This is a genomic window from Pseudomonas sp. UBA6753 (assembly GCF_002453565.1).
Classification (GTDB): domain Bacteria; phylum Pseudomonadota; class Gammaproteobacteria; order Pseudomonadales; family Pseudomonadaceae; genus Aquipseudomonas; species Aquipseudomonas putida_Z.
Genome location: NZ_DKHD01000030.1, coordinates 53,496 through 75,751, shown reverse-complemented (window position 1 = coordinate 75,751; position 22,256 = coordinate 53,496). Strand labels below are relative to the sequence as shown.

21 protein-coding genes are annotated in these 22,256 nt (G+C 61.6%); 13 read left to right on the top strand and 8 right to left on the bottom strand.

Going from position 1 to position 22,256, the window contains the following annotated elements; all coding sequences use genetic code 11:
- Both hemH and B2790_RS11010 read right to left on the bottom strand, forming a co-directional pair.
- The coding region (gene hemH, locus B2790_RS11015) for a ferrochelatase (protein ID WP_286918846.1) at nucleotides 1–1,005 on the bottom strand (1,005 nt) is incomplete at its 3' end.
- A 13-nt stretch (nucleotides 1,006–1,018) separates the two neighbouring features.
- Nucleotides 1,019–1,924, bottom strand: a complete 906-nt coding sequence (locus B2790_RS11010; RefSeq protein ID WP_137162988.1) for a TIGR01777 family oxidoreductase — start codon at nucleotides 1,922–1,924, stop codon at nucleotides 1,019–1,021.
- Between the two features lie 187 nt (nucleotides 1,925–2,111).
- Between B2790_RS11010 and B2790_RS11005 the strand changes: the two genes are divergently transcribed.
- The 5 genes from B2790_RS11005 (at nucleotide 2,112) to B2790_RS10985 (ending at nucleotide 7,184) form a co-directional block, all read left to right on the top strand.
- On the top strand, nucleotides 2,112–3,098 hold the full coding sequence (locus B2790_RS11005) for an NAD(P)/FAD-dependent oxidoreductase (protein WP_075043761.1): 987 nt from the start codon (nucleotides 2,112–2,114) through the stop codon (nucleotides 3,096–3,098).
- 100 nt (nucleotides 3,099–3,198) lie between these two features.
- On the top strand, nucleotides 3,199–4,167 hold the full coding sequence (locus tag B2790_RS11000; RefSeq protein WP_286918845.1) for a YbgA family protein: 969 nt from the start codon (nucleotides 3,199–3,201) through the stop codon (nucleotides 4,165–4,167).
- Nucleotides 4,157–5,056, top strand: a complete 900-nt coding sequence (locus B2790_RS10995) for a MerR family transcriptional regulator (RefSeq protein WP_286918844.1) — start codon at nucleotides 4,157–4,159, stop codon at nucleotides 5,054–5,056. The genes B2790_RS11000 and B2790_RS10995 overlap by 11 nt, the downstream gene beginning before the upstream one ends.
- Nucleotides 5,047–6,489: a deoxyribodipyrimidine photo-lyase gene (gene phrB, locus B2790_RS10990; RefSeq protein WP_286918843.1), complete on the top strand. Its 1,443-nt coding sequence runs from the start codon at nucleotides 5,047–5,049 to the stop codon at nucleotides 6,487–6,489. Before B2790_RS10995 ends, phrB begins: the two co-directional genes overlap by 10 nt.
- A complete protein-coding gene (locus B2790_RS10985) occupies nucleotides 6,486–7,184 on the top strand; it encodes an SDR family oxidoreductase (RefSeq protein ID WP_085617363.1) in 699 nt (232 codons plus the stop codon). The genes phrB and B2790_RS10985 overlap by 4 nt, the downstream gene beginning before the upstream one ends.
- A gap of 123 nt (nucleotides 7,185–7,307) precedes the next feature.
- Here the strand turns inward: B2790_RS10985 and B2790_RS10980 are convergent, their stop codons facing one another.
- The 6 genes from B2790_RS10980 to hemA all read right to left on the bottom strand — a co-directional run bounded on the left by B2790_RS10980 (nucleotide 7,308) and on the right by hemA (nucleotide 12,653).
- The gene (locus B2790_RS10980) at nucleotides 7,308–7,826 is read right to left on the bottom strand and encodes an acyloxyacyl hydrolase (protein WP_286918842.1); all 519 of its coding nucleotides are present in this window, start codon (nucleotides 7,824–7,826) and stop codon (nucleotides 7,308–7,310) included.
- Between the two features lie 101 nt (nucleotides 7,827–7,927).
- Nucleotides 7,928–8,725 carry a glutamate racemase gene (gene murI, locus B2790_RS10975; protein WP_025337685.1) on the bottom strand — a complete coding sequence of 266 codons (798 nt, stop codon included), beginning with the start codon at nucleotides 8,723–8,725 and terminating at the stop codon, nucleotides 7,928–7,930.
- The gene (locus B2790_RS10970; protein ID WP_025337684.1) at nucleotides 8,718–9,473 is read right to left on the bottom strand and encodes a molybdopterin-synthase adenylyltransferase MoeB; all 756 of its coding nucleotides are present in this window, start codon (nucleotides 9,471–9,473) and stop codon (nucleotides 8,718–8,720) included. The genes murI and B2790_RS10970 overlap by 8 nt, the downstream gene beginning before the upstream one ends.
- Nucleotides 9,467–10,297, bottom strand: coding sequence for a peptide chain release factor N(5)-glutamine methyltransferase (prmC, locus tag B2790_RS10965; protein WP_286918841.1), 831 nt, complete (start codon nucleotides 10,295–10,297; stop codon nucleotides 9,467–9,469). The genes B2790_RS10970 and prmC overlap by 7 nt, the downstream gene beginning before the upstream one ends.
- Nucleotides 10,297–11,379, bottom strand: coding sequence for a peptide chain release factor 1 (gene prfA, locus B2790_RS10960; protein ID WP_013970909.1), 1,083 nt, complete (start codon nucleotides 11,377–11,379; stop codon nucleotides 10,297–10,299). Before prfA ends, prmC begins: the two co-directional genes overlap by 1 nt.
- Nucleotides 11,376–12,653 (bottom strand): glutamyl-tRNA reductase, encoded by a 1,278-nt coding sequence (gene hemA / locus B2790_RS10955; RefSeq protein ID WP_085587332.1) that lies wholly within the window; start codon nucleotides 12,651–12,653, stop codon nucleotides 11,376–11,378. The genes prfA and hemA overlap by 4 nt, the downstream gene beginning before the upstream one ends.
- 792 nt (nucleotides 12,654–13,445) lie before the next feature.
- Between hemA and B2790_RS10950 the strand changes: the two genes are divergently transcribed.
- The 8 genes from B2790_RS10950 to B2790_RS10915 all read left to right on the top strand — a co-directional run bounded on the left by B2790_RS10950 (nucleotide 13,446) and on the right by B2790_RS10915 (nucleotide 22,252).
- Nucleotides 13,446–14,639 (top strand): hypothetical protein, encoded by a 1,194-nt coding sequence (locus B2790_RS10950; protein ID WP_286918840.1) that lies wholly within the window; start codon nucleotides 13,446–13,448, stop codon nucleotides 14,637–14,639.
- Between the two features lie 23 nt (nucleotides 14,640–14,662).
- Nucleotides 14,663–15,280 (top strand): CDP-alcohol phosphatidyltransferase family protein, encoded by a 618-nt coding sequence (locus B2790_RS10945; RefSeq protein WP_286918839.1) that lies wholly within the window; start codon nucleotides 14,663–14,665, stop codon nucleotides 15,278–15,280.
- 12 nt (nucleotides 15,281–15,292) lie between these two features.
- Nucleotides 15,293–16,603 carry an ATP-grasp domain-containing protein gene (locus B2790_RS10940; RefSeq protein WP_286918838.1) on the top strand — a complete coding sequence of 437 codons (1,311 nt, stop codon included), beginning with the start codon at nucleotides 15,293–15,295 and terminating at the stop codon, nucleotides 16,601–16,603.
- A gap of 59 nt (nucleotides 16,604–16,662) precedes the next feature.
- Complete coding sequence (locus B2790_RS10935) at nucleotides 16,663–18,804, top strand: PEP/pyruvate-binding domain-containing protein (RefSeq protein ID WP_286918837.1); 2,142 nt, start codon at nucleotides 16,663–16,665, stop codon at nucleotides 18,802–18,804.
- Nucleotides 18,783–19,022 (top strand): PEP-utilizing enzyme, encoded by a 240-nt coding sequence (locus B2790_RS10930; RefSeq protein WP_286918836.1) that lies wholly within the window; start codon nucleotides 18,783–18,785, stop codon nucleotides 19,020–19,022. The genes B2790_RS10935 and B2790_RS10930 overlap by 22 nt, the downstream gene beginning before the upstream one ends.
- Nucleotides 19,019–19,621, top strand: coding sequence for a type 1 glutamine amidotransferase (locus tag B2790_RS10925; RefSeq protein WP_286918835.1), 603 nt, complete (start codon nucleotides 19,019–19,021; stop codon nucleotides 19,619–19,621). The genes B2790_RS10930 and B2790_RS10925 overlap by 4 nt, the downstream gene beginning before the upstream one ends.
- Nucleotides 19,618–20,343, top strand: a complete 726-nt coding sequence (locus tag B2790_RS10920) for a phosphocholine cytidylyltransferase family protein (RefSeq protein ID WP_286918834.1) — start codon at nucleotides 19,618–19,620, stop codon at nucleotides 20,341–20,343. Before B2790_RS10925 ends, B2790_RS10920 begins: the two co-directional genes overlap by 4 nt.
- Nucleotides 20,344–20,530: 187 nt before the next feature.
- Nucleotides 20,531–22,252, top strand: a complete 1,722-nt coding sequence (locus B2790_RS10915; protein WP_286918833.1) for a tetratricopeptide repeat protein — start codon at nucleotides 20,531–20,533, stop codon at nucleotides 22,250–22,252.
- The last annotated feature ends 4 nt before the right edge of the window (nucleotides 22,253–22,256 follow it).

Sequence of the window (22,256 nt, the reverse complement as noted above, 5' to 3'; positions counted from 1 at the left end):
TTCGCACATCCCCGCCAGCGCCTTCACCCACTCCGGGTGATCATTCAGGCAAGGCACCAGCACCAGCTCCTGCCCGCCGGCCTCGACAAACTGCTCGCTCCCGCGCATGCCGATCTCTTCCAGGGTCTCGATGCAATCGGCCACGAACGCCGGGCACATTACCAGCAGCTTCTTCACCCCGGCCTTGGCCAGCTCGTCCAGCCGCGCCTCGGTATAGGGTTCGATCCACTTGGCCCGCCCCAGCCGTGACTGGAACGACACCGACCATTTGCCATCGGGTATGCCCATTTTCTGCGCAAAGGCCCTGGCCGTTGCCAGGCACTGCCCGCGGTAGCAGACCGCGCGCATGTCGGCACTGGCATCCTTGCAGCAATCGGCCGCCTGGAAGTCATGCTTGCCGGTAGGGTCCAGTTTCTTCAAGTGGCGCTCCGGCAAGCCATGGAAGCTCAGCAACAGGTGATCGTAATCCTGCTCCAGATAAGGCCGGGCGCTGGCGACCAATGCCTCGATGTAGTCCGGGTGCTCGTAGAATGGCTGCAGCACGCGAAGTTGCAACGGCAAATTGCGTTCATTAACCGTCTGCCTGGCCAGTTCCACCACAGTGGTCACCGTGCTGTCAGCGAACTGCGGGTACAGCGGCGCCAGGGTCACCTTGCGCACACCCTGTGCCACCAGGCGCTCCAGCACCTCGGGCAAGGCCGGCTGGCCATAGCGCATGGCAATCTCCACCGGGCCATGGGGCCAGTGCTCGACCATCGCCGCCTGCAGGCGACGGGTCAGCACCACCAGCGGCGAGCCCTCCTCCCACCAGATCGAGCCATAGGCGTGCGCCGACTGCTCCGGGCGCTTGACCAGGATCAGCGACACCAGCAGGCGCCGCACCGGCCAGGGCAGGTCGATCACGTACGGGTCCATGAGGAACTGGTTGAGGTAGCGGCGCACATCGGCCACCGAGGTGGAGGCCGGGGAACCCAGGTTGACCAGCAGCAGGGCGTGATCGGTCATGCAGCATCCTATGTCAGAGGCGGCTGGACAGGTTGTCCAGGGCCGATTGCAAATCGTTGAAGCGGAAGGTGAAGCCTGCCGCCAGCAAGCGTACCGGGCGGGCGCGCTGGCCGCCGAGCAGCAGGGTCGACAGCTCACCCAGCCCGGCCTTGAGCAGCAGTGCCGGCACTGGCAGCAGCGCCGGCCGGTGCAAGGTGCGGCCAAGGCGCCTGGCGAACTCGCGGTTGCGCACCGGCTCCGGGGCGCAGGCATTATAAGGACCGCTGGCATCCTTGTGCTGCAAGAGAAAATCAATCAGGGCGACCTGGTCGTCTATATGGACCCAAGGCATCCACTGCCGCCCGTCGCCCAAAGGCCCGCCCAGCCCCAGTTTGAAGGGCAGGCGCAGGCGCGACAAAAAGCCGCCGTCACTGGCCAGCACCAAACCGGTACGCACCAGCACCACGCGAATGCCTTGGGCCTGGGAACGCAGCGCTGTCTCTTCCCAGGCGATGCACAGCTGGCTGGCGAAATCTTCGCGCACCGGCGGTGAAGCCTCGGTCAGCTCGCGTTCGCCACCGTCTCCATACCAGCCCACCGCAGAGCCGGAGATCAGCACTTCCGGGCGCTGTTCGCGGCTGCCCAGCCAGGCCAGCAGCTGCTCGGTAAGGGTGACGCGGCTGGACCACAGCAGGTTGCGCCGGGCCGCCGTCCAGGGCCGATCGGCAATCGGCGCACCGGCCAGGTTGATCACTGCGTCCAAGTGATCATCCGCTTCCAGTTGCTCCAGGCGGGCAATGCCACGCACGCCGGTCCCACAAATTTTCGGCACCTGCTCAGGTCGCCGGCTCCATACCGTCAGGCGATGACCCTGGCCGAGCCAGTACTGGCACAGGTGCTTGCCAATCAACCCGGTGCCGCCTGTCAGCAATATATGCATGGCTGTGTCCTCGCAGAATGCGGCGGTGGTCTATTTTTAACATCAAGGCACTTTTTTGACCCGACGCTCTCGGATAAACATAGGCCAACCTGCCTGCCAACACGGAATAACCTTATACAACATTTGAGCATTGTACAGGTTTGCCTGACAGCGTAGTCTGCTTACAGCAAGGTTTGAAGAGGCCATCATGACAGTACCTATTGCCATCATCGGGGCCGGTATCGCCGGTCTGTCAGCCGCCCAGGCCTTGCAGAAGGCCGGGCAATCCGTGCATTTGTTCGACAAGGGCCACGGCAGTGGCGGTCGCATGGCCAGCAAGCGCAGCGAAGCTGGCGCGCTGGACCTCGGCGCCCAGTATTTCACCGCCCGTGACCGGCGCTTCGTCGAGCAGGTACAGCAGTGGGTTGCCGCTGGTTGGGCCGAGCAATGGAAGCCACAGCTGTACAATTACCGCGATGGTGAACTCACCCCTTCACCCGACGAGCAGACACGCTGGGTGGGCGTGCCGCGCATGAGCGCAATCACCCGCGGCCTGCTCAAGGATGTGACGGTCAATTTCGGCTGCCGCATCGCCGAAGTGTTCCGCGGCAAGCAGTACTGGCACCTGCAGGACACCGAAGGCTGCAGCCACGGCCCCTACAGCCGCGTGGTGATCGCCGTGCCGGCACCACAGGCCACGCCGCTGCTGGCCGCTACCCCGAAGCTCGCTGCCGTGGCCGCCGGTGTGCAGATGGAGCCCACCTGGGCCGTCGCCCTGGCCTTCCAGACCCCGCTGGAAACCCCGATGCAAGGCTGCTTCGTGCAGGACAACCCGCTCGACTGGCTGGCGCGCAACCGCAGCAAGCCCGGGCGTGACGAGCAGCTCGACACCTGGGTACTGCACGCCACCTCGGACTGGAGCCGGCAACACATCGACCTGCCCAAGGAAGAAGTGATCGAACAGCTGTGGGGCGAGTTCGCCGAACTGGTCGGCTGCGTGGTGCCGGCACCTACTTTTGCCTTGGCCCACCGCTGGCTTTATGCCCGCCCGAGCAGCAACCATGAATGGGGCGCCCTGGCCGATGCTGACCAGGGCTTGTACGCCTGCGGCGACTGGTGCCTGTCCGGCCGTGTCGAGGGCGCCTGGCTCAGTGGCCAGGAAGCGGCGCGTCGGCTGCTCGAACACCTCGAGTGATGTAGGGTTATACAAAAAAACTGGTTTGCATAACTTCCGGGCTGTGCTGGAATGAACCTGTACAATTTTTTAGTCTCGTACAGGTTTTTGGAGGCAGCCCATGCACGACTCATTTGCCCACAGCAAGCCGCGTATCGCCATCAGCGCCTGCCTGACCGGGCACAGCGTGCGCTATAACGGTGGCCACAAGGCCTCCGACCTGTGCCGTATGCAACTCGAGGAACATTTCGACTGGTTGCCGGTGTGCCCGGAGGTGGCCATCGGCCTGGGCGTGCCGCGCGACCCGATCCGACTGGTCGGCAACCCCGAGCAGCCGGAAGTGGTAGGCACCCGCAACCCCGGCATGGACCTGACCGGCCCGCTGCGCAACTACGGCGAGCAAATGGCAGCCGAACTCGACGATATCTGCGGCTACATCTTCATGCAGAAATCGCCTTCCTGTGGCCTGGAGCGGGTCAAGGTGTACCAGGACAATGGCCACCCGGCCTTCCACGGTGGGCGGGGCGTGTATGCCCAGGCGTTCTGCGCACGGCGCCCGGACCTGCCGGTGGAAGAAGAAGGCCGCCTGCACGACCCTGTGCTGCGCGAGAACTTCATCAGCCGTGTGTACGCCTACGCCGACTGGCAGCGCCTGCTGGCCGAAGGCCTGAGCCGTGGCGCCCTGGTGCGGTTCCACTCGCGCTACAAGTACCTGCTGATGGCCAACAACCCACAGGCCTACCGCAGCCTTGGGCGCCTGCTCGGCAGCATGAGCAAGGATGATGACCCGCAAAGCATCGGCCCGCGCTATTTCAGCCAGCTGATGCTGGCCCTGCGTCGCTGTGCCAGCCGTGGCACCCATTGCAACGTGCTGCAGCATCTGAGCGGCTACTTCAAGGACACCCTCACACAGCAGGACAAAGCCGAGCTGCAAGCCATCATCGGCCAATACCAGCAAGGCGTGGTGCCCCTGGTAGTGCCGCTGACCCTGCTCAAGCACCATTTGCGCAAGCACCCCGACCCGTATCTGCAGCAGCAGGCCTACCTGCAGCCGCACCCCGAGCGCCTGGGCCTGCGCAATGCCGTCTGAAATCCTGTTGCCCATCGGCGAACTGGCTCGCCGCACGGGCGTCAATCCCGTCACCCTGCGCGCCTGGGAGCGCCGCTATGGCCTGCTCAAGCCCCAGCGTACCGCCAAGGGCCATCGCCTGTATCCGCTGGAGCAGGTCGAACGCGTCGAGGCGATCCTCGCCTGGCTGCAACGCGGCGCCTCCGTCGGCCAGGTACGCGAGTTGCTCGACAAACCGGCCAGCACGCCACCGAAAGGCGACTGGCAAGCCCGGCAGTTCCAACTGGTCGAGGCCATCGCCACGCTGTCGCAGCGCGCCCTCGACCAGCAGCTCAACCAGGCCATGGCCCTGTACCCGGCCGTCACCCTGTGCGAGCAATTGCTGTTGCCGCTGCTCGACCTCCTCGACCTGCGCTGGCGCAACTATTTCAACGCACGGCTTGAGCAGGTGTTTTTCCACAGCTGGCTGCGCAGCAAGCTGGGCGCCCGGGTCTACCACGACAACCAGTTGCTGCAAGGCCCTGCCATCTTGCTGACCGAACACAGCGAACACACCTTAAGCCCCGGTTTGTGGTTGTGCGCCTGGCTGTTCACCAGCAACGGCCTGCCGGTCGAAGTACTGGAGCACACCATTGCCGGCGCGCACCTGCAACGTGCCGTCACCATGCTCAAGCCGCGCGCCGTGCTGCTGCACCTGGGGCCACGCATCGATGACAAGGCGCTGCAACGCACCCTGTCCAACCTGCCCGTGCCGACCCTGGCCGGCGGGCCGATGCTGGCGTTGCACGAAGCCCGGCTGCGTGCCCTCAGGCTGCCCAACCTTGCCCTGTTCGATACCCCTCAGGCGGCATTGCGTTTGCTGCAAGCCCATGACCGCCAGCCTGGAGAGATGACCGCACCATGCACCTGACCTGGCTGCGCAGCGACCTGCGCATCGATGACAACACCGCGCTCAGCGCCGCCTGCGAACGCGGCCCCACCCTCGCCCTGTGGCTGGTCAGCCCCGGGCAATGGCTGGCCCACGACGACGCCGCCTGCAAAGTCGACTTCTGGCTGCGCAACCTGCGCGACCTGCGCCAGGCGCTGGAGCACCTGAACATCCCCCTGCTGATCCGCAGGATCGACACCTGGGACCAGGCGCCACAGGCCGTACTCGATGTCTGCCGCCAACATCAGGTGCAAAGCGTGCACTGGAACGAGGAGTACGGCATCAACGAGCAACGTCGCGACGACGCCACCCGCGCGCTGCTGGAAAAGTCGTCCATCCAGGCCCTCAGCCACCTCGACCAGCTGTTGTTCCGCCCAGGCACCATCCTTACCCGCGGCGGCGACTACTTCCAGGTGTTCAGCCAGTTCAAGAAGAACTGCCTGGAGCACCTGCACCGCGGCCTCCCCGCCCTGGCCCAGCGGGTGAAACGCCAGGCACCGCTGCAGGTCAGCAGCGACCCGATCCCCCAGCACGTGGACGGCTTCGAAAAACCCGCGCAAGCACTGCGCGACCACTGGCCGGCCGGCGAAGCTGAAGCGCAGGCGCGGCTGACCCGTTTTCTCGACGAAACCATCGACGACTACCAACAGCTGCGCGACTTGCCTGCCAAGCCCGGCACCAGCCAGCTCTCGGCCTACCTGGCCGCAGGCGTGATTTCACCGCGCCAGTGCCTGCACGGCGCCCTGGCCAGCAACCGCGGCGAGTTCGACAGCGGCAGCAGCGGCGTGCAAACCTGGATCAACGAGCTGCTCTGGCGCGAATTCTACAAACACATCCTGACCGGTTATCCACAGGTCTCGCGTCACCGCGCCTTCCGCGCCCAGACCGAAGCCCTGCCCTGGCGCGATGCACCGGCCGACCTCGAAGCCTGGGAACAGGGCCGGACCGGCTTCCCGATCATCGACGCCGCCATGCGCCAGCTGCTGGATACCGGGTGGATGCACAACCGCCTGCGCATGATCGTGGCCATGTTCCTCAGCAAGAACCTGTTGATCGACTGGCGCAAGGGCGAGCGGCATTTCATGCGCCACCTGATAGACGGCGACCTGGCCGCCAACAACGGTGGCTGGCAGTGGAGCGCGTCCACTGGCACCGACGCAGTGCCCTATTTCCGCATCTTCAACCCGGTTTCACAGTCGCAGCGTTTCGACCCGCAAGGGCGTTTCATTCGGCACTGGCTGCCGGAATTGCAGGGGCTGGATGAAAAAGCCATTCATTTCCCTGTGAAGTCGGCCGATCTTTTTGCTAGATATTCCTATCACAGTCCAATTGTCGATCTCGACAGCAGTCGTCAGCGCGCACTGGAGGCATTCAAGAACCTCCCGCGCCGGCAGGATCAGAGGGCAGCATCTTGAACAACGCACGCAGTATCTGGGTGACGGGAGCAGGCAATGGACTAGGCCTGGCGTTAGTGGAGGGGTTACTCGAGCAAGGACACCGGGTAGCTGCAAGCGGCAGGCATGGCGAGGCACTGGATGCCTTGGCTGCACGCTATGGCAGCCAGCTGTTGCGCTTGCCGTGGCAGTTGCACGAAGAACACCAGGCGGCCCAGGCCAGCCAGCAGATATGCCATGCCTGGTGCGCGCTGGACGGCTTGATCATCAACGCCGGTACCAGCGATTACCTGGCGGACGATGTGGCGGACAGCGAGTTGTTCGAGGCGATCGTCACTGACAACCAGTTGGCCGGCGAGCATTGCCTGGCCAAAGCGCTGCCTTTGCTGGCGAAGGGTGACTCACCCCAGGTGATGGCGGTGTTCAACCGTTATTCGGCGCTGCAGCTGCATGCACCGACGCAGGCGCCTGCGGGCTGGAACAACATGCCGCAGTGGATGCGCGAGCAGCGTCAGGCGTTGAAGGCGCAGGGGGTTGAGCTGACCGTGGTGGGGCCGCAGTCGTTGAAGATACCTGTGACACCGGCGCAGGCGATACCGGAGGCGTGGACGCCGCAGAATGCGGCAGAAGAGCTGCTGCGGCGGTGGCCGCAGAGGGAGCCCGAGCTTGTGCTGGAGGCTCTGGATCTCAATGGCCTGTGGCCGTTGACGCGCTAAAGCCTGGCATCGGCACTGCCTTCGTCGCGGGTAAACCCGCCCCCACAGGTACACCACTGCACTCAAGATACAGGCGGTTCTGTGGGAGCGGGTTCACCCGCGAAGAGGCCGGTACAGGAGAGCTCAGAGCGCCATGCGGTAATGCAGGCTATAGCTCTCCACCCCATCGTTGGGCTGCTTGATGCCTGCGTTGGAATAGTGAATCGCCCGCACGCCAATCTCATGCCCACCGGCAAAGCGCAATCCAAAGCCGATACGGTCCTCGAACTGGAATGCCGAGCCCAGCTCGTTGTCTTCCAGCTCGGTGCTGGAGAATGCCGCCACGCCAATCCCCGCCTCTATATAAGGCTTAACCGACTCCCCGGCAAACTCGTAGACGAACACCGGCGCGAACGACAGGCTATGGTTGCTCGCGGTCTCGTCACCATCCCAATAGGTGTAGGCCCCATCCCAGTACCCCGTCAGGCGCCCGACGCTGGTCTGCCACCAGCTCGCGTCCCAATTCGATTGCAGCCCCAACCGGTAGACCATGGTCGAGTCACCGGTCTGCCCCACCGAAAACGAAACGTCGGCAGCCTGCGCCGCCAGTGAGTGCCCCAGGGTGAAGGCGGCAACCGCCGCCAAGCCGAGCAGCTTCTTCATGAGCAACATCCTTCTTTGCTGTTATTGGTATCCGCCTCATGTCAGGCAAAGCGATAGAAAACGGCAGTGGTACGATAGTTCAGCTTCTTTTCACATTTTTTTCACAATGAAAAGCTTTGCACACTGTCGGACTTATGCCACAGCAAAGGTAGGATTTGTCTGAGTGATTGCGGATCGGCACTGGTCCAGAAGCGGGTATCCCGGGCTGGCCCATCGGCCAGCAGATCATCCGCGCCCAGCAGCCGCTGCAGTTGGCGCGCCACTGCGGCACCGGTGTCGATGATGGCCACGTCGGCTGGCACCATGCCGGCCAGCAACGGGCGCAGGAAGGGGTAATGGGTGCAGCCGAGGATCAACGTGTCGCAGCCAGCGGCCAGCAACGGCTGCACATAACCTTGCAGCAGCTGGCGCAGCGCCGGGCTGGCCAGGTCGCCGGTCTCGATCAGCTCGACCAGCCCCGGGCAAGGTTGGGTGATGACCTGCACGTCATTGGCAAAACGGTCGAGCAAGGCGGCGAACTTGGCGCTCTGCAGGGTACCGGTGGTGGCCAGCACACCGACCACGCCCGAGCGCGTGGCGGCGGCAGCGGGCTTCACCGCCGGCTCCATGCCCACCAGCGGCCAGGTCGGGTACAACTCGCGCAGGTCGGCCACCGCCGCCACCGTGGCGGTATTGCAGGCCAGTACCATGGCCTTGGCGCCCTGCTCATGGAAGAACGCAGCAATGCGTCGGAGACGCTCACGGATATAGTCCGGCGACTTCTCGCCGTAGGGTATGTGCCCGCAATCGGCCACGTAAAGCAGCGTCTCGTTGGGCAGCAGGCGCTGGATCTCTGCGAGCACCGACAAGCCGCCGACTCCGGAATCCATCACGCCGACCGGCGCCGAGCGCTCAGCCATCGCGCTTGCCGCAGACCGCACAGGCCGGGTCGCGCTTGACCCGCAGCTCGCGGATACGAGTGCCGAGAGCATCGATCAGCAGCAGGCGGCCGACCAGCGGCTCGCCGAACCCGGCCAGCAGCTTCATCGCCTCCAGCGCCTGCAGGCTGCCCACCAGGCCCACCAACGGGCCGATCACACCGGCTTCGCTGCAGGTCAGCTCGGCTTCGCTGCCATGGCCGTACAGGCAGTGGTAGCAAGGGCTGTAGTCACGCCGTGGATCGAATACCGACAACTGCCCTTCCAGGCGGATCGCCGCACCGCTGACCAGCGGCTTACCAGCCGCGACACAGGCGACGTTGACCGCCTCGCGGGTACCGAAATTGTCAGAGCAGTCCAGCACCAGGTCCACCGCTGCCACCGCTGCCGCCAGCGAGTCCTCGTCCAGAGCCTGGCGATGGGCAACCAGGCTGATTTCCGGGTTGATCGCCTGCAAGCGCTGCAAGGCCGAATCGACCTTGCTCATGCCGACGCTGGCACTGTCGTGGATCACCTGGCGTTGCAGGTTGGTCAGGTCGACGGTGTCGAAGTCGGCCAGGTGCAGCTCACCCACCCCGGCAGCGGCCAGGTACAAGGCGACTGGCGAGCCAAGGCCACCGAGCCCGACGATCAGCGCCTTGCTCTGCTTGAGCCGCAACTGGCCGTCGATGTCGATCTGGGCCAGCAATACCTGCCGGCTGTAACGCAGCAGTTCCTGATCACTCAGCATGGCAGGCGCCCCAGGGTAATGCGTTCATGGCCGCCCAGGTCCGTGCGGCTGGCGACCTCGATGAAGCCTTGTTCAGCCAGCAAGGCGCGCACCGCCGCTGCCTGATCGTAGCCGTGTTCCAGCAGCAACCAGCCACCCGGTACCAGGTGCGCGGGCGCCTGGGCAGTGATTACGCGCAAGTCGTCCAGGCCATCGGCGCCGGCCACCAGCGCGCTGCTGGGTTCGAAGCGTACATCACCGGCGACCAGGTGCGGGTCTGCGGCGGCGATGTAGGGCGGGTTGCTGACAATCAGGTCGAAACGCTCGCCGGCCAGGCTGTCGAACCAGTGGCTGAGCCGTACCTGGGCGTTCGCCAGGCCCAGGCGCTGGCGGTTGCGCTCGGCCAGGGCGGCGGCCTCCTCCACCCGGTCCACTGCAGTTACCTGCCAGGCCGGGCGATCGCTGGCCAGGGCCAGGGCAATCGCGCCGGTGCCGGTGCCCAGGTCGAGGACCTTGGCCGGCGTGGCGGGTTGCAGTTCAAGCGCGGCTTCGACCAGCAGCTCGGTATCCGGCCGCGGGATCAGGGTATGCGGCGCCACCTCCAGGTCGATCTTCCAGAAGCCCTGCAGCCCGAGAATGTAGGCGACCGGTTCGCCGCCACGGCGGCGCTGCAGGTAGGCGGCATAGGTCTCGGCATCTTCGCTGCTGACGATTCGCTCGGGCCAGGTGTGCAGGTAGCTGCGCGACTTGCCGATGGCCGCAGCCAACAGCAGCTCGGCATCCAGCCGCTCGGTGGGCGACTCTGGCAACTGCGCGTTGCGCAGCAGGCTGGCGATGATGGTCATCAGTCCCCCAGGGCAGCCAGTTGATCGGCCTGGTATTCGGCCAGCAGTGGTTCGATCACCGCCTCCACGCCGCCGGCGAGGATGTCGTCCAGCGAGTACAGGGTCAGGTTGATGCGGTGGTCGGTCACCCGGCCCTGTGGATAATTGTACGTACGGATGCGCTCGGAACGGTCACCCGAGCCGACCAGCAGTTTGCGCTCGGTGGCGATGGCGTTCTGCGCGGCGCTGGTCTGCATGTCGTTGAGCTTGGCCGACAGCCAGGACATGGCGCGAGCACGGTTCTTGTGCTGCGAGCGCTCTTCCTGGCACTCGACCACGATACCGGTTGGCAAGTGGGTGATCCGGATAGCCGAGTCGGTCTTGTTGACGTGCTGGCCGCCGGCACCGGATGCGCGGTAGGTGTCCACGCGCAGGTCGGCCGGGTTGATCTCGATGGCCGCTTGCTCGTCCGGCTCTGGCAGTACTGCCACGGTGCACGCGGAGGTGTGGATACGGCCCTGGGATTCGGTTTCGGGCACGCGCTGTACGCGGTGTGCGCCGGACTCGAACTTGAGCTTGCCGTACACGCTCTCGCCTTCGACGCGAGCGATGATTTCCTTGTAGCCGCCGTGCTCGCCTTCGTTCTCGGAGAGGATTTCCAGGCGCCAGCCACGCTTTTCGGCGTAGCGCGAATACATGCGGAACAGGTCGCCAGAGAAGATCGCCGCCTCGTCGCCACCGGTGCCGGCACGGATTTCGAGGAACACGTTACGGCCATCGTTGGGGTCCTTGGGCAACAGCATGCGTTGCAGCTGCGACTCCAGCGTCAGCAGTTGTTCCTTGGCTTCACGCACTTCTTCCACGGCCATTTCGCGCAGGTCCGGGTCACTGTCCTTGAGCAGCGCCTGGGCACCTTCGAGGTCGTCCTGGACTTTGCGCCACTCTTTATAAGCAGCGTAGACCGGCTCGACTTCGGCGTATTCACGGGAATAGGCGCGAAAGCGCGTCTGGTCGGAAATGACCTCGGCATCACCGAGCAGTGCGGTGAGTTCTTCGAAGCGGTCCTGGAGGATTTCCAGTTTGTTCAGCAGCGACGCTTTCATTGCGGGGATTTGTCCGTCGAGCCCTCGTTGAGGGCAAAGAGTTCCTGGGCCATGGCCAGCGCATCGAGGCGGCCCTCGGCCGAGAGCCTTTTCAATTGCACGCTGGGTGCATGCAGGAGTTTGTTGGTCAGCCCCCGGGCCAGTTGGGCCAGTACCTCTTCGGGGTTGCCGCCGTTGGCCAGCAGTCGCTGGGCCTTTTGCAGTTCTTCGTCGCGCAGGCGCTCGCTTTGCTGGCGATAGGCCTTGAGCACATCCACCGCGGCCAGCTCGCGCAGGCGCAGCATGAAGTCTTCGGCCCCCACCGACACCAGCTCTTCGGCGGCCTGGGCCGCGCCCTGGCGACTCTTGAGGTTTTCCGCCACCACGTCGTGCAGGTCATCGACAGTGTACAGGTAGACGTCGTCCAGTTCGCCGACTTCGGTTTCGATATCGCGCGGTACGGCAATGTCGACCATGAAAATCGGCTTGTGCCGGCGCTGTTTCAGCGCGCTCTCGACCGCGCCCTTGCCGAGGATCGGCAACTGGCTGGCGGTGGAGCTGATGACGATGTCACTGTTGGCCAGTTCCTGGGGGATGTCGGCCAGCAGAACGGCGTGCGCACCGAACTGCTCGGCCAGGATGCTGGCCCGCTCAAGGGTACGGTTGGCCACGACGATGCGGCGCACGCCCTGCTCATGCAGGTGGCGGGCGACCAGGGTGATGGTTTCGCCGGCGCCGATCAGCAGGGCCTGGCTGCGGCCCAGGTCGCTGAAGATCTGCTTGGCCAGGCTGACCGCGGCAAACGCCACCGACACTGGGTTTTCGCCGATGGCGGTGTCGGTGCGCACTTGCTTGGCGGCACTGAAAGTGGCCTGGAACAGGCGCCCGAGCAACGGGCCGACGGTGCCAGCCTCACGCGCCACGGCGTAGGCGGACTTCATCTGGCCGAGGATCTGCGGCTCGCCGAGCACCAGCGAGTCCAGGCCGGAGGCCACCCGCATCATGTGCTTCACCGCCTCGTGCTCTTCGTGCACGTAGGCGCTGGCGCGCAGCTCGTCCAGGCTGAGGCGGTGGTAGTCGGCGAGCCATTGCAGCACCACATCGGCGGACAGGTGGTCCTGCTCGATATAGAGCTCGCTACGGTTGCAGGTCGACAGAATCGCCGCTTCGCGGCTGGATGTCAGCCGGCAGAGCTGCTGCAGGGCGTCTACCAGCTGCTCTGGGGTAAACGCCACGCGCTCGCGTACGTCTACCGAGGCAGTCTTATGGTTGATACCAAGTGCAAGAAAGGCCATGCAAGGTCGCTGGTTGTGACGGGAAGCCGATAATTGTCCTCTTTCGCAGGTTTTTGGACAACCACCGTTCGCTATTGCGCTGATAGTCGTGCGGCTATCGCCTTTTCGTAGCCTGACCTAGCGGTGTTTTCAGGTCTTTCCGGCTTTTGATCCTGATCTTGATCTTCGCGACTTCAGGAGGCCGAACGCAGGCCTTGCGCATGGAGGTGACGGGCATGGATGCCCGTCAAGCGCTGGGCCCCAGAATGAGGCCTGCAGCGCAGTCCTCCCGGGAGCAAGCCCTACGCTCGGCCTCCTGAAGTCACAATCTGCAGCACCTGATCTACCGCGCGCTTAGAAGCAACAGTCACAGCAAAAGCCAGAGCCATCGGCTCGACATCGCCCTAGCCAACTACGCCGACCAGGTCGAGAAGACTTTTGACATATGTCCATAAGACTTATCCACAGTCTTGTAGTCCATTTCCCAAATACATGCCCAGCTGTTGCCCTACCCTCCTTCCGCACCTAGTCTTGACGCCGCTACATCGATATTCCTCACCGAGACAGCGATACGAGTGGGATAGCATGGCTTTATCAGTCAGTCGGTTTATTTCCATCTACTAATTTTGCTGATGATTAGAAGCTATGTTGGTGAGGATTAGTAAAGATGTTGACGGACTGCAATGATGCACATTTACTTGGTGACGCACCCAAAACAAGCATTTTTTAATTCTTGTTTAACCTATCTTAAAACGATTTTCTATGCAGGGTATGCTTCATGCATGGCAGGAAGCTATATAATAGGCGCGAGCAATGGAAGAGTTTGCAGCATCTCGTAGGCACTCAGTGCTCCTTTGGGGCGTTAACTTGTGTGCCATTTCGGCCTCTACGCTGAGTTATATTTATCTTTCCTACTATATTTATGCTAATACTGCCAGCCTAATACTTTCCCAAGTGGTGCTGTTTGCGCCAATGGTTCTGCCGGTAATTCTTGTCGCTCCTATCTACCGCCTGGCTGACTATCTAGCGCCACGCACCTTACTGTGGAGTGCCAACTTGCTGTCGCTGGGCTGCGCGGCGGCCACCTACAAGATCCTGCCACATCATGTGGAAGTCGCCGTGTTAGGCGCGGTAGTCATTGGCGCCCTGGATGCGCTGCAACGGGTAGGGCGTATTGTTGCCATCAAGTGTTATTTCCCGAGTTCGCAAATCGCCAGCTCAGTGCCTCTGACACTCACCGCACAATTCATTGCCGGCGGCCTGGCAGGCATCAGTCTGGTACTGTTCAAAGCCAACATGACGCCTGGGTTAGCCCTGCTCATTACTGTCAGTCTTTTTTCCATCGCGGCCTTGGCGGCCTATCTACTACCTGCGCCAACAAAGCCTCCGATCACCGTGCAGGTCGCACCAAGACTATTGACTGCCCTTGGTTCGCTTTTGCAGGAGTATCCCGCGCTACGCCTCAGCCTCTATCAGTTCATCGTCTTCGTCAGCCTTTTTCAGGGTTTCTTCAATGTATCCAGGGTGCTGTTACCGGCCCATGTGCTGGGCTTGGGAGAGGTGTATGTCGGCTTGTTGCAGGCCGTCAATAGTGTGGCAGCTTTGGTGGGCGCAGTACTGTTCTATCGTTTGGACAAGTGCAATTTGCGACCGCTACCTATGCCGATGGCTGTAGTCAGCGGCCTGTTCATGATGCTCGCAGCCTTCGGCCATGATATTCAGTCCAGTTACATCGCGTATTTTTTCTACATATTCTTTTTCGAACTGACATTTTTCAAGTTGCAAGCCGACCTTGTCAGGAGCACACCTACCAGTGCCATGCCGTTGATGGCATCTGTCCAGTATGCCGGGGTCTACTTAGGCATGATAATTACCATCTTCGTCGGTTCAATTCTGGTTAAGTATGCAGGCCTGTTCAGCACGAGCGTTATCTTCGTTGCTTTCTATTTCGTCGCAACCAACGCCCTTCGAAAGACAGTTGCGATCAAGGGAAAACAGCCTGTCTAAATAATTTCTTCAGGGAGAACAATATGCCCACATTGGCGCGTGTATTTCCGTTCGTCCGCCTTTTGGATTTGGCGAACCTATTAACAATGTTCAATATCGGGTTGGCCTTCGGTACTGTTTATTTTGCGTTGCAAAGACGGTTCGTTCTGGCGGCAACGGTGATTTGCCTGGCCGCGATGCTCGATTTCCTTGACGGCCACATAGCCCGACGCTACCTGGCGGCGAACAGCGCGCAACGGGCCTTCGGCAAGCATCTAGACAGTTTTGCAGACTTGCTCAATTTCAGCATCACGCCAGCCCTCGTCATCCTAATCCTCGACCAGTCTCTTTCGGCCACGCTGGCCGCAGCAACTCTGGTTTTCACGGCCATTTTGCGGCTATCGCTGTTTGGCATGCCCAGCACATCGGCTGGCGGGGGATATCAGGGGCTACCCACCACATATTCAGGATTTGTCTTTGCGCTGGCGCTGATGGGGCTATCGGCCGGGCATTACGGTGCCGGTGTGATCGTCGGCCTGGTGGCCCTGGTCGGCATCCTCCAGGTCACCAGCTTGAGAATTCCCAAGTATGGCGCACCTTCGACGGTCGCTTGCTTCGCAATGCTGTTCGGGCTCAGCACCATTTACTTTCATCTCTGGTAATCCGAGGTTCCAATGAAACACGTGGTTTTCGTCGACAGCACCGTAAGCGGCCTGCTGGCTTTTGAGGCAGCCAAACGGCTTGGCTGCCATGTCACCTTCATTCATCAGCGCGACGCCTCGTTCCTGACGATCTCGATCAAGGACGACACCTCCCGTCTCGAGCCTTACCTGCGATATGTGGATACTTATTTGCGTATCGATAACCTGGAAGACGGCGAACTCAGCCAGTTGTTGGCCAACCTGCACGCAGAGCGTCCTATTGACGCCCTCATCTCTACCTCTGAAGCAGCCATAGTACCGGTGGCGCGTGAGGCCCAGCGTATCGGCACCCTCTACCCGAGGTACGAAGCTCTGTGCGGGGCGGTATACAAGAGTCGATTGCGCGAGACGCTGCGGGCACACGGACTACGCTCTCCTGATTTTGAAGTACTGAGCGAAGAGCAACTGATCAACGGGGTCGCTCCGAGTTTGTCGCTACCATTCGTTGTCAAGCCGACCCGCGGATTCGCCAAGCAGTTTTCCGCCATTTGCCATAGCCAGGCCGACTTTGACGCCTTTCTCGCCGAGCTGCGCCAGAGTCGCAAGGGTGCTGATCCTATGATCGACCACTTGATAAGCCGCGACTATCTGGTCGAGCAATACATCGACGGTACATTGCATTCAGCGGAAGTCATCGTCCAAGACGCCAAAGTCTCCTGCTTTGCGACCACCATCCGTTTCCGCGCCGACCATAGCGAAATATTAGAAATGACCGCGACCATGCCGTCAGGCCTTGACGCAGCACAGCGCGACGAGATCAAAGCATATGTGCAGGCAGTGTTCAGCGCTCTGGGGCTGGATGTTGGCCTTTATCATGTTGAACTGTTGCGCGATGCCAAAGGGCCCTGTCTAGTGGAGATCAACGCACGCATGATGGGTAGCGTAGCGCCGCAGATGTACCGGATGCTGACCGGCATCGACCCGTTCGAACTGCTAGTCCGTCTGCACCTAGGCGAGCCCATTCTAATTGACGACTCAGTGCTTCAGCGCGCGGGTAGCGTCGTAACTGTCGCCTCCCGCAATGGCGGTCATATCGCCAACGACTACGCCCCCGACTCCCTACAGCCATTACTGGACAAGTACAACATCCGGTTTTGCACCGCCCACGTTGCGCCTGGCCAGGCGGTAAACGTCTATAGCGGCAACATCGGCACAATTGGCCACGTCATCGTTGAGGACGACTGCCCCTACGCTGCGGCGAAAAAGGGCAATCGCTTCCTGCGCGAGCTGTCCTCACTTTACGGCCTTGAACTCGCGACTTATACCGGCGCCGAGTTGGCTTAAACCTGACACAAACTGACAGCCCCCTGCGAAGGACTGATTGGACTGATTAGGGAAGACATATGCACTCGGTAAATCCTTCTCCCGTGTTCGCTTTTTCCGGCAAGGCCGATACCCTGCAGCAACTGGCACCACTTCTGAGCACCGGGCAAGTGTTGCCCCTTCATCGATTCACCGTGGCGCAGTGGCGGGAGGACTGGCAGGCAGTGATCGCGCACTGTCAGGCGTTCTTTGGCGATGAGCCGCTGATTGTAAGATCCAGCTGTCTAGCCGAAGACCGCGACGGCCATTCCGGTGCAGGGATGTACGCGTCAATTCTAGATGTGTGTGGCGGCCAGGCACTCGGCGAAGCCATCAAGACGGTGATCGCATCCTACGGCCTAGCTTGCGAGCGCGATGAGGTGCTGGTGCAGCAGATGGCGAGAGGTGTATTGGCCAGCGGAGTGGCGATGACCCGTGATCCAGAGACGGGTTTGCCATATTACGTAGTTGACTATGTACTAGGTGCCAGCACCGACGGTGTTACTGCCGGCAACGAGACTGTGCACGCTTTCGTCTCCCTTGGTAGCGAGGCGGCAAGCGAGCCTGCGGAATTACCAGGGCTGTTTTCGTTGCTCGAAGAGGTACAAGTTCTAACCGGGCACGATACCTTGGACATAGAGTTCGCGATCACTGTCGATGGCCCTCTGCTATTCCAAGTGCGTCCCATGACCGCGGATGGGCCCCGTAATGCCAGCGCACTTGCCGACGCCCAACTACGCAAAGTTTTGGAGCACGAGGCCTCTCAGCTCGAAGAGCTGATCTGCAAGCAACGCCATCCGCGTCCTACGTCGACAGCCTTCCTTGGCCTTATGCCGGACTGGAACCCGGCGGAAATGATCGGTACCAAGCCGCGGGCGCTAGCCTACTCGCTATATAAGGAGCTGATCACTGACCTTAATTGGGCCTCTGCCAGGTTCCGATACGGCTACCGGGATCTGCGGCGCAAACCGCTGATGTACCAGGTGGGTGGCTCTCCTTACATCTGCATTGCCCACAGCATCGAGTCATTCATCCCTGCCTCGGTACCTCAAGATGTTGCCGAGCGCGTAGTCGAACAGTGCGGCGAGTACTTGGCCATGCATCCTCATCTGCATGACAAGATCGAGTTCGCGATCATTCCTACTTGCTTCACGCCAGAGCTTACTAGCCCCGGTGCCGCTGCCGCGCTGCCGGCGCTCCGGACTCTTAGTACCGAGCAGCACGAATGCTACTTGAACGAGCTACGCCAGTTGACCGAGCACATTATCTCCCCCAGCGGCCCGTTCTTCTCCGACCTGACACGCCTACCGAGTATTACTGACAAGGTGCAGAGTTTAATGGCGGGGGAACCTCGGCGCGAGTCCTTGCAACGTATGAGGAATGGCTTATCGGCGGCCAACGTGGTCGCTGAAATATTCGCTGGCGCTGCCCGTGCAGCGTTCATAGGTACCGCAATAATTAAATCGCTGGAAACAGCGGGGGTAGTTTCTGCCGGTTTCATCGATCATGTGACCGGAGGGGTCAATAGTATCGGTCGCGAGATGGCCAGCGATTTCCAGACGTTGCATAAGGACGATTTCCTAAAGCTGCACGGTCATGTCCGGCCGGGTACCTACGATATACGTGTGTCACGCTACGACGAGACTCCAGAGCGTTATTTTGACTGGCAGCGCCCATTACAGCGGCCCCAAAAATCTATGAACGGGCTAACTGTATCTCGGGCCCAGGTCAACGCCATTCAGCAAGCTTTTGACCAGTGCGGTCTTAACGTTTCCGCCGAGCAGTTCCTGCAATTTGCTCAGGCCGCTATTGCATCGCGCGAGAAGCTCAAATACCTCTATGCAGCGTTTGTTTCGGATGTTTTGCGCTCACTATGCGATTGGGGTGAGGTACATGGTTTTGACCGCGACCAACTCAGCTTTGCGCAAATCACCGAATTTACCAGCGTTTACGCCGACATCGATCGCAAACGTTTGCATCAAGCGATTGCTCACAACCGCAGCCGCTGGCATGAAACGCAGTTAGTCCGTACGCCAAGCATCATCTGTCAGCCGCAAGATCTATTCGGCCATCGAGTGCACTGGTGCAATCCCAACTTCATCACTCGACGTGCCACTCACGCGCGGGTGGCCCAAGTGCTTCCAGGCAATTGGCACCGGACATGGAGGGTTGCATTGTCTTAATCGAAAACGCTGATCCGGGTTTTGATTGGATTTTTACCCACCGCATTGCTGGTTTCATCACCGCCTACGGAGGCGAGAACTCGCATATGTCGATCCGAGCCCGAGAGTTCGCCATTCCAGCAGCTATCGGCGTGGGCGATACTCGATTCAAAACCCTATTGGCGGCGACAAGCCTGCTGCTCGACTGCGCCGAGCGGCGTATACAGGTGCTGGCATGATTTTGGTTGGGATGACCATGCTCAGGCAGTTCAACGCCGAACGCCAGGAATGGCGGGACGCGCTCGACCAGCGCTGGGTTGAATTCTTAGACCAATGTGGGCTGACCCCGCTGTACCTTCCAAACGATCCGAGAGTCAGCATGGCGCTAGTCCAATCATTGCGCCCTCAGGGCCTCTTGCTTACTGGTGGAGGGAGTTGCCAGGCCCTGAGTGGGACAGCCGACACACGCGACGCCACTGAGAGGGTCTTGCTTGATCTTGCGGAAAATCTACGGCTTCCGGTGCTCGGTGTATGCCGCGGCATGCAGGTAATGTTGACGCGAGCTGGCGGCACTTTGGAACGTTTGGCCGGCCATGTAGGCGAACACATGATCAACATGCAAGAACAACGGCGGCGAGTGAATTCCTATCATGAATACGGCTTTCGGGAGGCGCCCGACGGCTACCGCGTACTAGCCCTGGCCGACGACGGCGTGATCGAGGCTGTGTATGACGACCACCGTCGGCATACCGGGATCATGTGGCACCCCGAGCGAGAACTACCTGCCGATCCATTGGATATTCAACGCGTGCGACATGCCTTTGGAGCTTTTCCATGAAAGCCATTATTCTTGCTGCAGGTCGCGGGAGTCGCTTACAAGCCCTGACCGATGAACGCCCCAAGGCCTTGGTACCCTTTAATGGTGTGCCACTGCTACAGCGCGCGATTGAAACGCTCCGTCGATGCGATGTCAGCGAGGTTGGCATCGTTGCAGGCTATCGAAGCGAAATGCTTGCACCATTCGCCGACACTTTGTTTCACAACCACCGCTGGCACAGCTCCGGTATTTTCAGCTCTCTAAATTGCGCCAGCGGTTGGTTGAGCGCAGAGCCTTGCCTTGTTAGCTACGGCGACATCTTCTACGACAGCACCCTAGTATCCGAGCTAATTAACCATCCAGCCGATATTGTCCTGGGCTACGATCCCGCTGCAGTGCGTCTCTGGCAGCAACGCTTCAACGATCCGCTACCAGACCTGGAGAACTTCCGCTTAGTCGATGGATTGGTGAGCGCTATTGGACAGACCGCTACCAGTCTTGAGGTCATTCAGGGCCAGTACATAGGCTTGTTCAAAGTCACGCCAGCGGGTTGGCAGGCGTTGAAAAGGCAATTGCAAAGGCTCACGCCTCAGGCACGCGACCAAACTGACATGACATCGCTTTTAGGGGCACTAGTCAGCGAAGGTTTTCCAGTCGCCGGCGTGGCGACGCACGCTCCCTGGGGAGAAATTGACTGCCCTAGCGACGTGGCACTATACGAGCGGATCTATCCTGACCTGTGATCTCGACAAAATTGTCGGTGCAGGCAGGGGCTGGGTCATTGTGTCAGAAGCCCCTTCGAACCTCTCCCCCACCCCGCTGTCCCACTCTGCACCACCCAGCCTGTAAACCACGACCTTCGCAGGTGGGTTTGCCCCCGCGCTTGTGTCATCATGCTCCGACCGCCGGTGAGTCCTCTTAAAGCCTTCTATGAACAAACCATACGCATTGCTGCTTGCCTTCGCCCTGCTCCAGGGCTGCCAGAGCCTGGCCCCGCAAAAGGCCGAGCCCCCCGTCGCCGAGGCCGGCAAGAGCGAGGCGGAAAAGCCCGTGGTGTATGGCTCGTTCAAGCAGGACACGCTCTATAGCCTGCTGGTGGCGGAGCTGGCCGGCCAGCGCAACCGCTTCGACATCGCCCTGGCCAACTACACCGACCAGGCCGCGAAAACCCAGGACGCCGGGGTTTCCGAGCGCGCCTACCGCATTGCCGAATACCTCGGCGCCGACGAACCGGCACTGGACAACGCCCTGGTCTGGGCCCGCAACGACCCGCAGAACCTCGACGCCCAGCGCGCCGCCGCCATCCAGCTGGCTCGCGCCGGCCGCTATGACGACTCCATGACGTACATGGAAAAGGTCCTGCAGGGCCAGGGCGACACCCATTTCGATTTCCTCGCCCTGTCCGCCGCCGAAACCGACCAGAGCACCCGCGACGGCCTGCTGCAAAGCTTCGAACGCCTGCTGGTGAAGTACCCGGACAACGGTCAACTGGTGTTCGGCAAGGCCCTGCTGCTGAACCAGGACGGCAAGGCCGAAGAAGCCTTGGAACTGCTCGAGTCGCACCCGCCGCAAAACGGCGAAATCGCCCCGATCCTGCTGCGCGCCCGCCTGCTCCAAGCCCTGGACCGCGGCCCCGAAGCACTGCCACTGCTGCGCGGGGCGATTCGCGACAACCCGGACGACAAGCGCCTGCGCCTGACCTACGCCCGCACCCTGGTCGAACAGGACCGCATCGCCGATGCCAAGGGCGAGTTCCTCAGCCTGGTCCAGCAATACCCCGAGGACGACGAGCTGCGCTATTCGCTGGCCCTGGTGTGCCTGGAGAACAAGGACTGGGATGAAGCCGAAGGTTACCTGCAGGAGCTGATCGAGCGCGACAGCAACGTCGACGCCGCGCACCTGAACCTGGGCCGCATCCGCGAGGAGCGCCACGACCCCGCAGGCGCCCTGCGTGAATACGCCCTGGTCGGCCCGGGCCCCGACTACCTGCCGGCGCAACTGCGCCAGGCCGACATCCTGATCGCCAACGGCCGTGGTACCGAAGCCTCACGCCTGCTCGCCGATGCCCGCGAAGCCCAGCCGGACTACGCCATCCAGCTGTTCCTGATCGAATCGGAAAGCTACAGCAACAACAACAAGGACGCCCAGGCCAGCCAGGTGCTGCAGCAAGCCATCCAGCGCTACCCGGACGACCTCAACCTGCTGTACACCCGCGCCATGCTGGCCGAAAAGCGTGACGACCTGCCGCAGATGGAAAAAGACCTGCGCGCCATCATCGCCCGCGAACCGGAAAACGCCATGGCCCTGAACGCCCTCGGCTACACCCTGGCCGACCGCACCACCCGCTACAGCGAAGCCAAGGCGCTGATCGACAAGGCCCATCAGCTGACCCCGGACGACCCGGCGGTGCTCGACAGCCTGGGCTGGGTCAATTACCGCCTGGGCAACCTCGACGAGGCTGAAACCTACCTGCGCAAGGCCTTTGCCAGCTTCCCCGACCACGAAGTGGCCGCCCACCTGGGCGAAGTGCTATGGGCCAACGGCAAGCGCCGCGAAGCCCGCCAGGTCTGGGCCAAGGGCTTCGAAGCCCAGGCCGACAGCCCCATCCTGCGCAAGACCATCCTGCGCCTGACCGGATCCGAGACTCTCTAACGCC

What these genes read in the sequence shown, in the direction of transcription:
- B2790_RS10980 (WP_286918842.1), bottom strand. Translation starts at nt 7,826, where the DNA reads ATGAAGAAGCTGCTCGGCTTGGCGGCGGTTGCCGCCTTCACCCTGGGG.
- phrB (WP_286918843.1), top strand. Translation starts at nt 5,047, where the DNA reads ATGCACCTGACCTGGCTGCGCAGCGACCTGCGCATCGATGACAACACC.
- B2790_RS11010 (WP_137162988.1), bottom strand. Translation starts at nt 1,924, where the DNA reads ATGCATATATTGCTGACAGGCGGCACCGGGTTGATTGGCAAGCACCTG.
- B2790_RS10995 (WP_286918844.1), top strand. Translation starts at nt 4,157, where the DNA reads ATGCCGTCTGAAATCCTGTTGCCCATCGGCGAACTGGCTCGCCGCACG.
- prmC (WP_286918841.1), bottom strand. Translation starts at nt 10,297, where the DNA reads ATGACCATCATCGCCAGCCTGCTGCGCAACGCGCAGTTGCCAGAGTCG.
- B2790_RS11000 (WP_286918845.1), top strand. Translation starts at nt 3,199, where the DNA reads ATGCACGACTCATTTGCCCACAGCAAGCCGCGTATCGCCATCAGCGCC.
- hemA (WP_085587332.1), bottom strand. Translation starts at nt 12,653, where the DNA reads ATGGCCTTTCTTGCACTTGGTATCAACCATAAGACTGCCTCGGTAGAC.
- B2790_RS10925 (WP_286918835.1), top strand. Translation starts at nt 19,019, where the DNA reads ATGATTTTGGTTGGGATGACCATGCTCAGGCAGTTCAACGCCGAACGC.
- B2790_RS11005 (WP_075043761.1), top strand. Translation starts at nt 2,112, where the DNA reads ATGACAGTACCTATTGCCATCATCGGGGCCGGTATCGCCGGTCTGTCA.
- B2790_RS10935 (WP_286918837.1), top strand. Translation starts at nt 16,663, where the DNA reads ATGCACTCGGTAAATCCTTCTCCCGTGTTCGCTTTTTCCGGCAAGGCC.
- murI (WP_025337685.1), bottom strand. Translation starts at nt 8,725, where the DNA reads ATGGCTGAGCGCTCGGCGCCGGTCGGCGTGATGGATTCCGGAGTCGGC.
- B2790_RS10970 (WP_025337684.1), bottom strand. Translation starts at nt 9,473, where the DNA reads ATGCTGAGTGATCAGGAACTGCTGCGTTACAGCCGGCAGGTATTGCTG.
- B2790_RS10950 (WP_286918840.1), top strand. Translation starts at nt 13,446, where the DNA reads ATGGAAGAGTTTGCAGCATCTCGTAGGCACTCAGTGCTCCTTTGGGGC.
- B2790_RS10940 (WP_286918838.1), top strand. Translation starts at nt 15,293, where the DNA reads ATGAAACACGTGGTTTTCGTCGACAGCACCGTAAGCGGCCTGCTGGCT.
- B2790_RS10945 (WP_286918839.1), top strand. Translation starts at nt 14,663, where the DNA reads ATGCCCACATTGGCGCGTGTATTTCCGTTCGTCCGCCTTTTGGATTTG.
- B2790_RS10920 (WP_286918834.1), top strand. Translation starts at nt 19,618, where the DNA reads ATGAAAGCCATTATTCTTGCTGCAGGTCGCGGGAGTCGCTTACAAGCC.
- B2790_RS10930 (WP_286918836.1), top strand. Translation starts at nt 18,783, where the DNA reads ATGGAGGGTTGCATTGTCTTAATCGAAAACGCTGATCCGGGTTTTGAT.
- B2790_RS10915 (WP_286918833.1), top strand. Translation starts at nt 20,531, where the DNA reads ATGAACAAACCATACGCATTGCTGCTTGCCTTCGCCCTGCTCCAGGGC.
- prfA (WP_013970909.1), bottom strand. Translation starts at nt 11,379, where the DNA reads ATGAAAGCGTCGCTGCTGAACAAACTGGAAATCCTCCAGGACCGCTTC.